Source organism: Caulobacter sp. 10L414, from assembly GCF_056395525.1.
The window spans coordinates 65,942-79,280 of sequence record NZ_JBFTJR010000012.1 but is presented as its reverse complement, the minus strand read 5'-3'; the positions used below and the strand labels follow the sequence as shown (position 1 = coordinate 79,280).

Genomic DNA, 13,339 nt, shown 5'->3' with positions numbered 1-13,339 from the left:
AAGAAGGTACAGCCCAGAGGTGACCTAAGGGCGCCGTGACGCAAAAAATGGGCGACCGCTCGCCTGGCGGGCGGGTTGCTACCTGCCCGCCATCGCGGCTTTCAGCTGGCGCGCGATCTCGTCCGGCGGCGAGCCGTAGCCGATGACGCTGTGGAAGCGTCCCTTGGGATTGATGACGTAGATCATCGTCGAATGGTCGACGGTGTAGTCGGGGCCATCGCCGACCTTCTTGGCGTAGGCGCGATAGGCCTTCACCGTCGCGTCGACCTGTTCCGGCGTTCCGGTCAGCCCGACGATGTTCTTGGGCAGGTGGCCGGCGGTCAGGTAGGTCTTCATCTGGTCCGGGGTGTCGCGGGCCGGATCGACCGAGATCATCACGATCTGCAGGTCCTTGGCCTTGGGGCCCAGCTGGTCGCTGGCGGTCGCCAGGGCCTGCAGCGTGCCGGGGCAGACGTCGGGGCAGTAGGTGAAGCCGAAGAACATCGCGGTCCACTTGCCCTTCAGCACGCTCTCGTCGGCCGGCTTGCCGTCATAGTCGACCAGCTGGAACGGCCCGCCCACCGCCGCCGGCTTGGACGAGGCGTGGAAAACGCCGCTCCGGACGATCAGCGCGCCGGCCAGCAGAACGCCCACGACGCACACGGCCAGGACCATCAGGCGGTTGCGGTTCATGGGGTTGCATCCTTTGGGGCTCGCCAGATCGAATTTTCTGGCCTTAATGTGGCGTCATGGCCGACGCTTCGTTCAAGGACGCGCCGAAGAAACCATCACCCGACGGGCTCGATAGGCCCGACGGCGCAGGTGCGCAAGACAGCGACGACTGGTCCTGGGCGGGTCCCGGGCTTCGTCAGGGACGCCTTCGAGTTCGAACATTGATCGCCCAACGCTGGCTGACGGTGGCCGGCCAGTCGGTGACGGTGCTGTTCTGCGGCCTGGTGCTCGACCGCCATATTCCGTACGCCCTGTGTTTCTCGCTGATCGCCCTGTCGGCGTGGCTGAACGTGCTGATCGGCCTGGCCTCGACCGGCCAGCGCCTGGCCCGCGACGTCGAGGCCACCGCCCAGATCGCCTTCGACATCCTGCAGCTGTCGGGGATGCTGTACCTGACCGGCGGGGTCTATAATCCGTTCTCGCTGCTGCTGATCGCGCCGGTCACCCTGGCGGCCGCCACCCTGCCGGCGCGCTACGCCCTGGGCCTGGGCGTGCTGGCGGTGATCGCCACCATCGTGCTGGCCTTCGTCTACATGCCTTTGCCGACGCCTATCGGCGTGCCGCCGCCCAGGCCCGAGGCGTCGCTGCTGGCCGGCATCGTGGCGGCGCGAATCCTCGGCATCGTCGTCACCGGTCTCTATGCCTGGCAGGCGGCGACGGAGTCGGCCCGCATGGAGCTGGCGCTGAACGTCACCGAGACCGTGCTGGCCCGCGAGCAGCGGCTGTCGGCCCTGGGCGCCCTGGCCGCGGCGGCGGCGCACGAATTGGGCACGCCGCTGGCCACCATCTCGGTCGTCGCCCGCGAGATGGCGCGCGGCGCGCCCGACGAGCAGACCCGCGAGGACGCCGAGCTGCTGATCGGCCAGGCCGCCCGCTGCCGCGAGATCCTGCAGCGCCTGACCGAGATGCCCGAGGCCCAGGACGCCGTGCACGAGCGCATGAGTCTGACCCAGCTGGTGCACGAGATCATCGAGCCGCACATGATCCACGGCGTGCGGGTCGAGGCGGTGGTCAACGGTCCTTCCGGCGAATCCGCACCCGACGTCTGGCGGCGGGCCGAGGTGATCCACGCCCTGACCTCGATCGTCGAGAACGCCGTCGACTTCGCCCGTTCGGAGGTGATCGTGGTGGCCCGCTTCGATCCGCGCTCGATCCTGATCGAGGTGCGCGACGATGGTCCAGGCTTCTCGCCCGAGGTGCTGGCCAAGCTGGGCGAGCCCTATGTCACCTCGCGTCCGGGGGCCGAAGGCTCGCGTACCGGCCACATCGGCATGGGCCTTGGCTTCTTCATCGCCAAGACCCTCCTGGAACGGACTGGCGCGGCCGTGGATTTCAGGAACGGCCGTCGCGGCGGCGCGGTGGTCGCGGCCCGGTGGCCACGTCCGGCGATGGAAGCTCCTGGCTTCATCGGGGTTTGAATACGAAAGACTTGCGAAGTTTTGCAAGTCGTAGACATGATGCGGACACGACACCCGGTTGAGTAATGGCGCGGGGAGGCGCTGAGTTGATGGCGGATATCGGAGAACTGGTCGCGGCGCTGCCCGACAAGTCCTTGCTTCTGCTCGACGACGATGCGCCCTTGCGCACCCGTCTTGGTCGAGCTTTGGAACAGCGCGGCTTCGAGGTGACGCTGTGCGCGTCGGTGGCCGAGGCGATCGGTTCGCTGAAGTCGCAGGCCCCGGCGCACGCAGTGCTCGACATGCGCCTCGAGGACGGCTCGGGCCTGAAGGTGGTCGAAGCCGTGCGCGACGCCCGCGCCGACGCCAAGATCATCATGCTCACCGGCTACGGCAACATCGCCACCGCCGTGGCGGCGGTGAAGGCTGGGGTGGTCGACTATCTTTCCAAGCCGGCCGACGCCGACGACGTGGCCCGCGCCCTGCTGGCCGCCAAGGACGCCGCCCCCGCTCCGCCGGAAAACCCGATGAGCGCCGACCGCGTGCGTTGGGAGCACATCCAGCGCGTCTACGAGATGTGCGGCCACAACGTCTCCGAGACGGCCCGCCGCCTCAACATGCACCGCCGGACGCTTCAGCGGATCCTGGCGAAACGGGCGCCGCGGTAATTTCCCTCTCCCCTTGCGGGAGAGGGTGGCCTCCCGGAGGGAGGTCGGGGGTCTCTCAGATGTCGAACGCCGCGATAGCCGATCGGCCGTCGCGGCGTCTTCGTAGGTGCGACCCCTCATCCGTCGGCTCTCGCCGACACCTTCTCCCGCAAGGGGAGAAGGAAGGCGGATCACATCGCCGAGATTCCGCCGTCGAGCTTCAGCTCGGCCCCGGTCATGAACTTGCTCTCGTCGCTGGCCAGGTAGAGCACGGCGTTGGCGATGTCGTTCGGCTCGCCGATGTGGCCCAGCGGGATCTGCCGACCGAGCTTGGCGTGGGCCTCTTCCTTGCCCAGGCGCTGGCTCAGCGGGTCGAGGATCGGGGTGTCGATGAAGGTCGGGTGGATCGAGTTCGAGCGGATGTCGAGCCCGAGCTTGGCGCAGTAGAGCGCGATGTTCTTGGACAGCAGCCAGACCCCAGCCTTGGAGGCGTTGTAGGCCGGCGAGTTGTGGTTGGCGATCAGGCCGGCGATCGAGCTGATGTTGACGATCGAGCCGGGCTGATGAGCGCGCATGTGGGTCAGGGCGTGCTTGGCCCCCAGGAAGACGCTGTCGACATTGATCGACATGATCTTCTTCCAGAGGTCGAATTCCATCTGCTCCAGCGGCTTGTCGCCGGCGACGCCTGCGTTGTTGACCAGCACCGAGAGGCCGCCCATGTCGCCCGCCGCCGCCTCCAGGGCCGTGATCCACTGGTCTTCCTGGGTGACGTCCAGCGCGTAGGCGAAGGCCGTCCCGGCGCCGTGGGCGGCGTTGATCTCGGCCGCCACAGCCTTGGCGCCCTCCAAATTGATGTCGGCCAGGGCGACCTTGGCGCCTTCCGAGGCCAGCTTGCGCGCGGCCGCCGCGCCCAGGCCCTGGGCCGCGCCGGTGATGAAGGCCTTCTTGCCGGCGACCCGGCCCGTGGTCTGCGCCATTCGGCGTCCTCCCTGTAATTCAAACGATAGTTTGAACCGGATGCGGGAGGAGGGGAAGGGGGGAGAGTGCGGCCATGCTGCGCTCCTGTTTTTCCCGTCATTCCCGCCACAAGGGCGGGAATGACGGGAGTTGGGGAGGGCCGGGGCGCCCAGCCTACCCCGCGATCGCGTCCATGAACTTCGCCAGCTGGACGTCGCGGTCGCTGACGCCGTCGCAGTCGTGGGTGGTCAGGGTCACCTCGACGCGGTTGTAGACGTTGAACCACTCGGGGTGATGGTCGCGCTTGTCGGCCTCGATGGCCACGCGGGTCATGAAGCCGAAGGCGGCGTTGAAGTCCGCGAAGCGGAAGGTCTTCTCGATGGCGTCCTTGCCCTCGGCGGGGGTCCAGCTGGTCAGCTGGGCGAGGGCGGCGGCGGCGCCGATCTTGGCGGGGGCGGTCATGCGGACGACTCCTGGAAACTGCTGTTCCTTCAGAACGACAATCCCGTCGCCGCCGCAAGCTCGGCCAGCGCCTGGTCTTCGCCCGAGACCTTGATGGCGACCATGCCAAGGGCCGCCGCCGGCTTGCAGTTGACCCCCAGGTCGTCGAGGTAGACGCAATGCTCGGGCGCAACGTCCAGCAACTCGCACATCATCTGGTAGATGCGCGGGTCGGGCTTGCGCACCCCGGCCTTGGAGCTTTCGATCAGGGCGTCGAACTGGGCCATGATCTCGGCCACGGCGGCGGCTTTCTCGGCGGAGGCGGCCATGCCCGCGCCATGGCCGGCGCCCGGCACGTTGTTGGTGATGCAGCCGACCTTGAACCGCGCCTTGCAGGCCTTAAGCGCCGCCACCATGCGCGGACGGATGTCGCCCGACAGCAAGGGCAGCACGTCGCGGCCGGGCACGGCGTGACCCAGGCGCGTCGACTCTTCCAGGAACAGGGCGTCGAAGGTCGAAGCATCGATCTGCGCCCGCTCGAACCGCGCCCAGGCGTTGGTGTCGGGGTCGACGGCGTTGACGCCGCGAATGAAGTCGGTCGGCAGGTCGTTGCGGGCCTCGTAGCGGCGGAACGCCTCGAAGGGAGAGGTCGTGAACACCCCGCCGAAATCCCAGATCACCGCCTCGATCGCCATCGCGCTTCCCAGTATCGAACAATTGTTTGAAATCACTCTAGGCGAGGACGGCGGCGGGGAAAAGCCACGTCGAACAATGGTTAAGCTCGCCTTCACGGCGAAAAAGCGCGCGCGGCTCGCCGGGGTCTGGTCTACTGGCGGCCTGGAGTATCCCCCATGCGCCACCTCGTCCTCATCGCTTTCGCCGCCGGGATCGCCCTGGCCTCGCCGGCCCTGGCTGCAGATCGCTACGGCCTGGCCGGCGGTCCGCCCGACCGCTCGAACCTGCCGGTCGACCCCGAGATCCTGCCGCCCGACACCCGGCCCGGCGAATGCGTGAACCGTCGCGTCACCGGTCCCGGCGGGGCCTATCGCTGGGAGCGGGTGGAGTGCGACGACGGCGAGCGCGGCTGGAGCGACTTCGACCGCTGGAGCTATGGCCGCCCGCCGCTGCGGGTCGATGATCGCGGCGCGCCGCCGCCTTCGGCCTATGCCCCGCCTCCGCCGCCGCAGGACTACGCGCCCGATCGCTACAGCCGCCGCCACGACGATGGTCCGGCCTATGCCCCGCCCGCTTATGTCCCGCCGGCCTACGCTCAGAACGGCTACGCCGCCGGCGGCTCGGTCCAGGGCTATTCGCGCCAGGAAGAGGGCTACGAGTACAGCCGCGAAAGCCGTTACGACAGCGGCGGCTACGACGCCTATCCCCCGCCGCCGCCCCAGGGCGGCTACGGCTACGCGACCTGGACCTCGGCCGGTCGCGACGCGTACGGCTTCCTGGTCTGGCCGGGCAAGCAGCCTTGATCGTTCGTCTCTGAGCGTTCGACAGCCGCGCGCTTACGCGGCATGACTGTCGCCATGAAGCGTGGCCTTTATCGCATCCATGCGGTGGTGATCAGCGCCGGGCTGGCTCTGTCCGCCTGCGCAAGCGTTCCGTCGCCGCCGCCCGGGATCGAACGCATTACCTACAGGCCTTCTCCGCCGCCCTTCTGCGGCGGGCGGTGTGAGACCAAGACCTTCACGGTCGGGATCGACGGGGTCGTGCGCGGCGAGACCGTCTATCAGCCTGGGCGGTTTGGCGACTGGCGCCGGCGGCGTATCCTGCGTCAGGTTACGCCCGAGCAGGTTGCTGCGTTCAAGCGGGCGCTGGAACCCTACAGGCCGGCATCGGATCGGTCAGTGCAGCAGGACAGCTGCCAAGCCTATTGGACCGATCAGGATGCGGTGAGCATCGAGTGGTCGAAAGGCGATGAGCGCGTGACCCTTTTCGTCGATCTCGGCTGTCAGGACGACCTGGCGATGAACGACGTCCTTCGCCAGGCGCCCGGCGCCCTGGGCTTTTGAAGCCCTACAGCAGCCGCAGGAACAGCACCCGGGCCGCGCCGTAGTCGCGGGCGTCCAGGGTTTCGAAGGCCTCCAGCACCGGATCGGGCTCGCCGACGCCGCGCTCGAACACCACGATCGCGCCCGGGGCCAGCCAGCCGCCGGCGACCAGCTCGGCCAGGGCCTTTTCGCCCAGGCCCTTGGCGTAGGGCGGATCGAGGAAGGCGATGTCGAAGGCCGCGCCGGCGCTGGCCGGACGGGGGCCAAGGTCGGTGGCGTCGCGACGGTGCACGCGGGTCTGACCGAACAGGCCGAAGGCGTCGATGTTCTGGCGGATCGCGCCGCGCGCGGCCTCGTTGGTCTCGACGAACAGGCAGTTCACGGCGCCGCGCGAGATCGCCTCGAGGCCCAGGGCGCCAGACCCGGCGAACACGTCGATCACCCGCGCGCCATGCAGTTCCGGCGCCCAGGCGGCGTGCTCCAGGATGTTGAACACGGCCTGGCGGGCGCGGTCGGAGGTGGGGCGGGTGGCGTCGCCCGGCGGGGTGGCGATGGCCTTGCCGCGATACTGGCCCGAGACGATGCGCATCAGGCCGCGGCCTCCCCGGCGGCCTGGGCGGCCTGGGCGGCGGCGCGGCGGCGCATGAAACGGCCGCCGGCCACGAAGGCCGCGATGGCCAAGGCTAGCGGGATCAGGCCCCAGACGTGGTTCAGGCTGAACAGGATCAGGCCGCACATCAGGCCGGGCGCGACCGCCGTGCGGGCCAGGGTGAACAGGGCCTCGCCGCGATGGACCGGGCCGGCCAGTTCGCCGGCGAAGGCCGCATAGCCCCAGACGATCGACATCGCGACGCCGATCGCCGCGACCAGGCCGACATAGACGAAAGTCGCCTCGGACGAGGCGTGCTCCCACAGCAGTTCCGTCGTCAGCGGCAGCAGGGCGATCAGCCCGAGCGCGACCAGGTTCAGCACGTCGAGCACGCCGTTGGCGGCCCGCAGCCGGGCGAAGATCCGCCGGTGGCTGATCCAGTAGACGCCGATGACGGCGAAGCTGACCGCATAGGCCCACAGCTTATGGCCCATCTGGCTGAACAGGTCCGCCACGCCATGCCAGTGCTCGGGCGGATGGATCTCGATCGCCAGCAGCGTGATCGCAATCGCGAAGACCGCGTCGGAGAACAGCACCAGGCGATGCAGGTGGCGGTCGTCCGCCTCGTGCTCGGTCTGGTTCGGCGACTTGCTCATGAAACCCCCATCGACAACCGCCGATGTGTGCCGTCATTGCCGCGAGACGGCAAGTCGCGGGGCGACTTTGCTCGAAACCTCTTTTCCTTCGGCCCGCGCCCGATTAGCGAGGAGGCGGGTGCTGTATTGGAACGGGCGGCTGTGTTCGAGGACGTGAGACGTTCGGCGTTTCTGGACGACCTGACGCCGGCCGACCGGCATGTCGGGCGCGCGCTGCTGACCCTGCCCGTCGGGGCGCTCGCCGCCGCCCTGGCCGCCGTGATCGGCGGCGTCTTCGTTATGGCGCTGTTCACCGGGCTGCTCGACGGCGGTTTCGACCAGAGCAAGGCCCTGCTGGAATCGCTGTCCAAGCCCGGCGCGGGGGTGTCGGACCTGATCACCCTGCTGTTCGTGCTGTGCCTGGCGACCGCCACCAACGGCGGCATGGCGGTGGCCTTCGCGGGCGTGGCGGCCCTGCTGCACCATCGCCGCCTGCGCAGCTACCTGACCAGCGCGCCGGTCTATCGCTGGCGCCTGACCCTTCTGGGCCTTGCGCTGTTTTCCCTGATCGTCGGCCCGCTGCTGGCGACCAGCGCGCGGCTCGACCCGCACGCCCCGCCGACGCCGATCCTGACCCTGACCTCCAGCTTCGACGGCCGGCTCGCCCACGCCGTCGGCGCCATCGTCCTGCTGCTGCTGGCCGCGGCCGCCGAAGAGCTGGTGTTCCGCGGCTGGCTGCTGAAGCTGACGGGCGCCTTCACCCGCAAGGTGTGGATGATCCTGCTGATCAACGGCGTCGCCTTTTCGGCCGTCCATCTGGACCCCAATCCCGACGCCTTCCTGGTGCGGGCGGTGCTGGGGATCGGCCTGGCCTGGGCCACCCTGCGGCTGGGCGGGGTGGAGTTCGCGGTCGGCGCTCACGCGGCCAACAACATCATCATCGTGCTCTTCCTGCAGCCGATGACCCTCGCGCCCGAGGCGCCGCATCCGTTCCGCTGGGAGGTGTTGCCGATCTGCGCGGTGATGCTGGCGATCCATGTCGGCCTGGCCGAGCTGGTGGCCCGCACCCCGCGCCTGTCGCGCTGGGCCGGGGTGGCGACCGCCTAGATCCGTCTCAGGGCTCGTCCGACCAGCGCAGCGGCGGCGCCTGTTCCTTCAGCGCCAGCATCGCCCCGCGCAGGGCGTCCATGAAGGCGGCGCGCTTGCCAGTCCAGGCCACCGGCTCGCCCACCAGCACCGCGCAGTTCAGGGGCACCGGCACGCTGGCCCCCTTGGGCAGCACGCGGCCCGCGCCCTGGATCCACACCGGGATCACCGGCGCCTCGGGAAAGGCCTCGGCCAGGCGCGCGACGCCGCCCTTCAGCTGGCCCATGGCGTCGGTCGCGCCGTCGCCGCGGGTGCCTTCGGGGAAGACCAGCACGATCTCGCCCGCCGCCAGGGCGGCGCGGGCCGGGGCCAGGACGTCCTCGCCCTCGCCGGAGGCGGCGCGGCGGCCGGCCTTGCTGCGGGCCACCGGCACGATGCCGATCACGTGCCGCGAGAACCAGCCGATGACCGGATCGCGCAGGAAGTAGTCGGCCGCCGCCGCCGGCCGCAGCTTCGACACCGCCCGCGAGGGAAAGATCGACAGCATCAGCAGGGTGTCGACGTGGCTGGCGTGGTTGGCGGCGACGATCGCCGGGCCCTTCAGCGGCAGGCGCTCGCGGCCGGAGACGTCGGCCCCGGTCATGAACAGGGCCAGCGGCCGGGCGACGAGGACGAGCAGGAGGAAGCGGAGCAGGCGCACGGGGCGACTAGATCAGAACCGGTCCAGCGCGAACAGCGCCAGCAGGTGGAAGTAGAGCGGGGCGGTGAAGGTCAGGCTGTCGGCCCGGTCCAGCACGCCGCCGTGGCCGGGGATGGCGTGCGAGGTGTCCTTGACCCCGATGTCGCGCTTGATGGCGCTCATGGTCACGTCGCCCGCGAAGCCCGCGGCCGGCAGCACGAAGGCGACGATGGCCAGGCCATGGCCCGACAGCGGCGTGAACACCGGCCCGACGAACCAGATCAGGGCGGCGGTGGTGATCCAGCCGCCCAGGAACCCCTCCCAGGTCTTGTTGGGGCTGACGCTGGGCAGGATCTTGCGACGGCCGAACAGCTTGCCCCAGACGTATTGGGCCACGTCGTTGAACTCGGTGGCCAGCAGCAGGAAGAAGACCAGGCCCGCGGCGCCGGCCGGCAGGTTCTCGCCCGGCGGCACGCGCATCAGGAACGCGACGAAGCCCAGGTTGTAGACGCAGGTGACCAGGCCCCAGTGGAAGGTCGCGGCGCTGGCCAGGTAGCCCTTGGTCTGGCCGATCAGGGCCATCAGCGCGGGCAATCCGAGGAACACCCACACCGGGATGAACACCAGATAGAACATGTAGCGGTCGGCGAAGATGAAGCCGTAGGCGGCCAGCAGGCACAGATAGGCCGCCAGGATCGCCGGCCGGTCCTCGCGCCGGCGCACGGCCAGCGACAGGAACTCGCGCAGGGCCAGGAACGAGATGAAGGCGAAGACGGCGGTGGTCGCCTGCCAGCCCAGCAGCAGCGCCCCGGCCAGCAGCGCCACCATCCCCCACCACGAGACGATGCGCAGCCGCAGCTCCTCGTACGACTTGCCGGGCTTCAGGCGCGGCAGGACGGCGGCGATGGCGCTGGCGACGCCCAGCAGGATCACCACCCCGGCCAAGCCCGCCAGCAGCGCGGGCGGCTGGGCGGCCAGGAAACGGCCTGCGTGTCCGGTCAGGTCGCCGACGAAATCCATGAACGCTCCCGTTCGCACTACTCCCGGTATAGCCTGTTTGGCGAAGGTTACGACCCGGGGAGTTTTCGTCGCATGCCGCGCCTGCTGCGCTCCAGCCTGGTCCACGCCGCTTTCGGCTTTCTGCTGATGGGCGGCTGGACCCTGTGGGCCAACCACGCCCACGGCCTGGTCTGGGGTCCCGCCCTGGCCCAGGGCCTGCTGTCGGCCGGGCTGACGGCGCTGCTCAAGAAGACGCTGGAGCGGCTGGACGGGCGGTTCTCGGGCTTCGTCGCCTTGGCCCTGCCGCCGGCGATCACCGCCAGCGCCATTCTGGCGACCCTGACCATCGTCCATCGCCTGATCGGCACGCCGGAACTTCTGGCGACGATCGCCTTTCCCTGGACGATGTCGACGCTGTACGCCGTCGCCTACAATGCTCGCCTGGTCGCCGAACGGAGAAAGACCGCGCCATGACCGACGCTCCCGACCTGACCAATCGCCGGCCGCTGAAGACCCGGGGCGCGGCCTGGGCCGGCCGCCTGGCCGCGGCCATCGCCGGCAAGGGGATCTCGGCCGACGTGATCTCGGGCCTGGGCCTGGCGTTCGCCGTGCTGGGCGGGGCGCTGCTGGCGGCCAGCGGCGGCGTCGAGGACGGCTGGCGATCGCTGTGCCTGATCCTGGGGGCGACCTGCGTGCAGCTGCGCCTGGCCTGCAACCTGCTCGACGGCATGGTGGCGGTGGAGCACGGCCGCGCCAGCCCCTACGGCCCGATCTGGAACGAGCTGCCCGACCGCATCGCCGACGTGCTGCTGCTGGCCGGGGCCGGCTATGGCGCGATGAGCGCCGGCTTTTCCGGCGGTCCGGCCCTGGGCTGGATCTGCGCGGCGCTGGCCATGCTGACGGCCTATGTGCGCGAGCTTGGCCGGGGGCTGGGCTTCGCCGCCGATTTCTCGGGCCCGATGGCCAAGCCGCACCGCATGGCCGCCCTGACGGCGACCTGCGCGATCGCCGCCTTCGAACCTCTGTGGCGCGGGCGGGGCGAGGTGCTGGCGGCGGGCCTGGCGGTGATCGCGGCGGGAACCCTGATCACCGTGGTCCGCCGTACGCGCACCCTGGCCGAGCGGCTGGCCGACCGGCGCTAGACGCCGACCTCGAACGCCGCTTCGGTCTTGGCCTGGACTTCGTCGACCGAAACGCCGGGCGCCAGCTCGATCAGCTTCACCGGGGTCTTGCCGCGGTTGATCTCGAACACGCCGAGCTCGGTGATCAGCAGATCCACCACGCCGGCGCCGGTCAGCGGCAGCGAGCAGGCTTTCAGCAGCTTGGGCGCGCCGGACTTCTCGCAGTGGTCCATCACGACGACCACGCGCTTGACGCCGGCCACCAGGTCCATGGCCCCGCCCATGCCCTTGACCATCTTGCCCGGCACCATCCAGTTGGCCAGGTCGCCGGTCTCCGACACCTGCATGCCGCCCAGGATCGACAGGGCGATGTGGCCGCCGCGGATCATGGCGAAGCTGTCGGCCGAGCTGAAGTACGAGCTGCTATCCAGCTCGGTGATCGTCTGCTTGCCGGCGTTGATCAGGTCGGCGTCCTCTTCGCCCTCATAGGGGAAGGGGCCCATGCCCAGCATGCCGTTCTCGCTCTGCAGCGTCACGTGCATGCCCTCGGGGATGTAGTTGGCCACCAGGGTCGGGATGCCGATGCCGAGGTTCACGTAGAAGCCGTCGCGCAGCTCCTTGGCGGCGCGGGCCGCCATCTCGTCGCGGGTCCAGGCCATTACGCTTGCTCCTTGGCTTCGCGGGGGCGCGTGGTGACGCGTTCGATGCGCTTCTCGAACTTCGCGCCCTTGATCAGGCGGTCGACGAAGATGCCGGGGGTGTGGATGTTGTCCTTGTCGAGCGCGCCGATCTCGACCAGCTCCTCGACCTCGACGACGGTGGCCTTGCCGGCCGTGGCCATCATCGGATTGAAGTTGCGGGCGGTCTTTCGGTAGACGAGGTTGCCCTCGGCGTCGGCCTTCCACGCCTTGACGATGGCGAGGTCGGCGGTCAGGCCGCGTTCCATCACGTACATCTCGCCGTCGAATTCGCGGGTTTCCTTGCCTTCGGCCACCAGGGTGCCGTAGCCGGTGCGCGTGAAGAAGGCCGGGATGCCCGCGCCGCCGGCGCGGATGCGTTCGGCCAGCGTGCCCTGCGGATTGAACTCCAGTTCGAGTTCCCCACTCAGGTATAGCTGTTCGAACAGCTTGTTCTCGCCCACATAGGACGAGACCATCTTCTTGATCTGACGGTTCTCCAGCAGGATGCCCAAGCCGAATCCGTCGACCCCGCAGTTGTTGGAGATGACCGTGAGGTCCTTGACCCCCGTCTCGCGGATCGCCGCGATCAGGTTTTCGGGAATGCCGCAGAGCCCGAAGCCCCCGGCCATGATGGTCATGCCGTCGAACAGCAGACCCGCCAACGCTTCTGCGGCGTCGGACTTCACCTTGTCGACCATGCTTCCTCCCGGAGCGACGTTCGCCGACTGCTCTCGCCCGCCGGCCGGAGAAATTCAAGCCTTGATGAATAAATTTTCCCGTCACGCGACGACGGTAGGCGGTTACGCGTGACCACCGACCCTAGCACCCCGATCGTGACGCCCGCCACCTCCGGTGCCCTCCTGACCCTGGCGCACCCGGCGCTTGAACGCTCGCGCGCCAATCGCGCCCTGGCCAAGGCGGCCAAGGCCCTTTCCGGCGTCACCTTCCATGACCTGTACGAGACCTACCCGGACTTCTCGATCGACATCGAGGCCGAGCAGCAGAAGCTGGTCGAGCACGACATCATCGCCCTGCAGTTCCCGCTGTTCTGGTACTCGCCGCCGGCCCTGATGAAGGAGTGGCTGGATCTGGTCTGGCTACACGGCTTCGCCTACGGCCTGGGCGGCGACGCCCTGGCCGGCAAGCGCCTGTTCGTGGCCTGCACCACCGGCGGGCCGGCCCAGGCCTATCACGCCAAGGGCTACAACCGCTTCACGCTGGACGAATTCCTGCGTCCGCTGGAGCAGACGGCCTATCTGTGCGGCATGGTCTGGGAAACGCCGTTCGTGGTGCACGGGGCGGCGATGAAGGACGACGAGCAGCTGAAGGCCGAGGCCCTGCGCTACCAGGCGCGGATGTCGGCCCTGCTGGCCGCCGACCACGCGGCCGAAGGAGCGTAA

The 13,339-nt window shown here is 69.2% G+C and carries 18 protein-coding genes; 8 read left to right on the top strand and 10 right to left on the bottom strand.

Going from position 1 to position 13,339, the window contains the following annotated elements:
* Nucleotides 1-78: 78 nt before the first annotated feature.
* On the bottom strand, nucleotides 79-672 hold the full coding sequence (locus AC1DCG_RS06870; protein ID WP_477029990.1) for an SCO family protein: 594 nt from the start codon (nucleotides 670-672) through the stop codon (nucleotides 79-81).
* A 56-nt stretch (nucleotides 673-728) separates the two neighbouring features.
* Between AC1DCG_RS06870 and AC1DCG_RS06865 the strand changes: the two genes are divergently transcribed.
* Nucleotides 729-2,129: an ActS/PrrB/RegB family redox-sensitive histidine kinase gene (locus AC1DCG_RS06865; RefSeq protein ID WP_165262477.1), complete on the top strand. Its 1,401-nt coding sequence runs from the start codon at nucleotides 729-731 to the stop codon at nucleotides 2,127-2,129.
* An 89-nt stretch (nucleotides 2,130-2,218) separates the two neighbouring features.
* Entirely contained in the window at nucleotides 2,219-2,776 is a 558-nt protein-coding gene (gene spdR, locus AC1DCG_RS06860) for a stationary phase response regulator transcription factor SpdR (RefSeq protein WP_058348705.1), read from the top strand.
* Between the two features lie 170 nt (nucleotides 2,777-2,946).
* On the opposite strand, the gene AC1DCG_RS06855 is transcribed toward spdR, so the two are convergent.
* The 3 genes from AC1DCG_RS06855 to AC1DCG_RS06845 form a co-directional block, all read right to left on the bottom strand.
* The gene (locus AC1DCG_RS06855) at nucleotides 2,947-3,732 is read right to left on the bottom strand and encodes an SDR family oxidoreductase (RefSeq protein ID WP_477029989.1); all 786 of its coding nucleotides are present in this window, start codon (nucleotides 3,730-3,732) and stop codon (nucleotides 2,947-2,949) included.
* A gap of 154 nt (nucleotides 3,733-3,886) precedes the next feature.
* Entirely contained in the window at nucleotides 3,887-4,174 is a 288-nt protein-coding gene (locus AC1DCG_RS06850) for a 4a-hydroxytetrahydrobiopterin dehydratase (protein WP_477029988.1), read from the bottom strand.
* Between the two features lie 29 nt (nucleotides 4,175-4,203).
* The gene (locus AC1DCG_RS06845; protein ID WP_477029987.1) at nucleotides 4,204-4,848 is read right to left on the bottom strand and encodes an HAD-IA family hydrolase; all 645 of its coding nucleotides are present in this window, start codon (nucleotides 4,846-4,848) and stop codon (nucleotides 4,204-4,206) included.
* Between the two features lie 156 nt (nucleotides 4,849-5,004).
* On the opposite strand from AC1DCG_RS06845, the gene AC1DCG_RS06840 reads away from it, so the two are divergent.
* Both AC1DCG_RS06840 and AC1DCG_RS06835 read left to right on the top strand, forming a co-directional pair.
* The gene (locus tag AC1DCG_RS06840; protein WP_477029986.1) at nucleotides 5,005-5,631 is read left to right on the top strand and encodes a hypothetical protein; all 627 of its coding nucleotides are present in this window, start codon (nucleotides 5,005-5,007) and stop codon (nucleotides 5,629-5,631) included.
* A gap of 42 nt (nucleotides 5,632-5,673) precedes the next feature.
* Entirely contained in the window at nucleotides 5,674-6,171 is a 498-nt protein-coding gene (locus AC1DCG_RS06835) for a hypothetical protein (RefSeq protein ID WP_477029985.1), read from the top strand.
* Nucleotides 6,172-6,175: 4 nt separating this feature from the next.
* Here AC1DCG_RS06835 and rsmD read toward each other — a convergent pair whose 3' ends face one another.
* The gene (gene rsmD / locus AC1DCG_RS06830) at nucleotides 6,176-6,739 is read right to left on the bottom strand and encodes a 16S rRNA (guanine(966)-N(2))-methyltransferase RsmD (protein ID WP_477029984.1); all 564 of its coding nucleotides are present in this window, start codon (nucleotides 6,737-6,739) and stop codon (nucleotides 6,176-6,178) included.
* On the bottom strand, nucleotides 6,739-7,395 hold the full coding sequence (locus AC1DCG_RS06825; RefSeq protein WP_477029983.1) for a TMEM175 family protein: 657 nt from the start codon (nucleotides 7,393-7,395) through the stop codon (nucleotides 6,739-6,741). The genes rsmD and AC1DCG_RS06825 overlap by 1 nt, the downstream gene beginning before the upstream one ends.
* A 126-nt stretch (nucleotides 7,396-7,521) precedes the next feature.
* Between AC1DCG_RS06825 and AC1DCG_RS06820 the strand changes: the two genes are divergently transcribed.
* A complete protein-coding gene (locus tag AC1DCG_RS06820) occupies nucleotides 7,522-8,481 on the top strand; it encodes a lysostaphin resistance A-like protein (RefSeq protein ID WP_477041428.1) in 960 nt (319 codons plus the stop codon).
* A gap of 7 nt (nucleotides 8,482-8,488) precedes the next feature.
* Here AC1DCG_RS06820 and AC1DCG_RS06815 read toward each other — a convergent pair whose 3' ends face one another.
* Together AC1DCG_RS06815 and AC1DCG_RS06810 are read right to left on the bottom strand one after the other, a co-directional pair.
* A complete protein-coding gene (locus tag AC1DCG_RS06815) occupies nucleotides 8,489-9,160 on the bottom strand; it encodes a lysophospholipid acyltransferase family protein (RefSeq protein WP_477029981.1) in 672 nt (223 codons plus the stop codon).
* A 12-nt stretch (nucleotides 9,161-9,172) separates the two neighbouring features.
* Nucleotides 9,173-10,159 carry a phosphatidate cytidylyltransferase gene (locus AC1DCG_RS06810; protein ID WP_477029980.1) on the bottom strand — a complete coding sequence of 329 codons (987 nt, stop codon included), beginning with the start codon at nucleotides 10,157-10,159 and terminating at the stop codon, nucleotides 9,173-9,175.
* A gap of 72 nt (nucleotides 10,160-10,231) precedes the next feature.
* Between AC1DCG_RS06810 and AC1DCG_RS06805 the strand changes: the two genes are divergently transcribed.
* Together AC1DCG_RS06805 and AC1DCG_RS06800 are read left to right on the top strand one after the other, a co-directional pair.
* On the top strand, nucleotides 10,232-10,612 hold the full coding sequence (locus tag AC1DCG_RS06805; RefSeq protein ID WP_477029979.1) for a hypothetical protein: 381 nt from the start codon (nucleotides 10,232-10,234) through the stop codon (nucleotides 10,610-10,612).
* Nucleotides 10,609-11,280, top strand: a complete 672-nt coding sequence (locus AC1DCG_RS06800) for a CDP-alcohol phosphatidyltransferase family protein (protein WP_477029978.1) — start codon at nucleotides 10,609-10,611, stop codon at nucleotides 11,278-11,280. Before AC1DCG_RS06805 ends, AC1DCG_RS06800 begins: the two co-directional genes overlap by 4 nt.
* Here AC1DCG_RS06800 and AC1DCG_RS06795 read toward each other — a convergent pair.
* Together AC1DCG_RS06795 and AC1DCG_RS06790 are read right to left on the bottom strand one after the other, a co-directional pair.
* Nucleotides 11,277-11,918, bottom strand: coding sequence for a 3-oxoacid CoA-transferase subunit B (locus tag AC1DCG_RS06795; RefSeq protein WP_165262455.1), 642 nt, complete (start codon nucleotides 11,916-11,918; stop codon nucleotides 11,277-11,279). The genes AC1DCG_RS06800 and AC1DCG_RS06795 overlap by 4 nt on opposite strands.
* Nucleotides 11,918-12,637: a CoA transferase subunit A gene (locus AC1DCG_RS06790; protein WP_165262453.1), complete on the bottom strand. Its 720-nt coding sequence runs from the start codon at nucleotides 12,635-12,637 to the stop codon at nucleotides 11,918-11,920. The genes AC1DCG_RS06795 and AC1DCG_RS06790 overlap by 1 nt, the downstream gene beginning before the upstream one ends.
* A gap of 108 nt (nucleotides 12,638-12,745) precedes the next feature.
* On the opposite strand from AC1DCG_RS06790, the gene kefF reads away from it, so the two are divergent.
* Nucleotides 12,746-13,339, top strand: a complete 594-nt coding sequence (kefF, locus tag AC1DCG_RS06785) for a glutathione-regulated potassium-efflux system oxidoreductase KefF (RefSeq protein ID WP_477029977.1) — start codon at nucleotides 12,746-12,748, stop codon at nucleotides 13,337-13,339.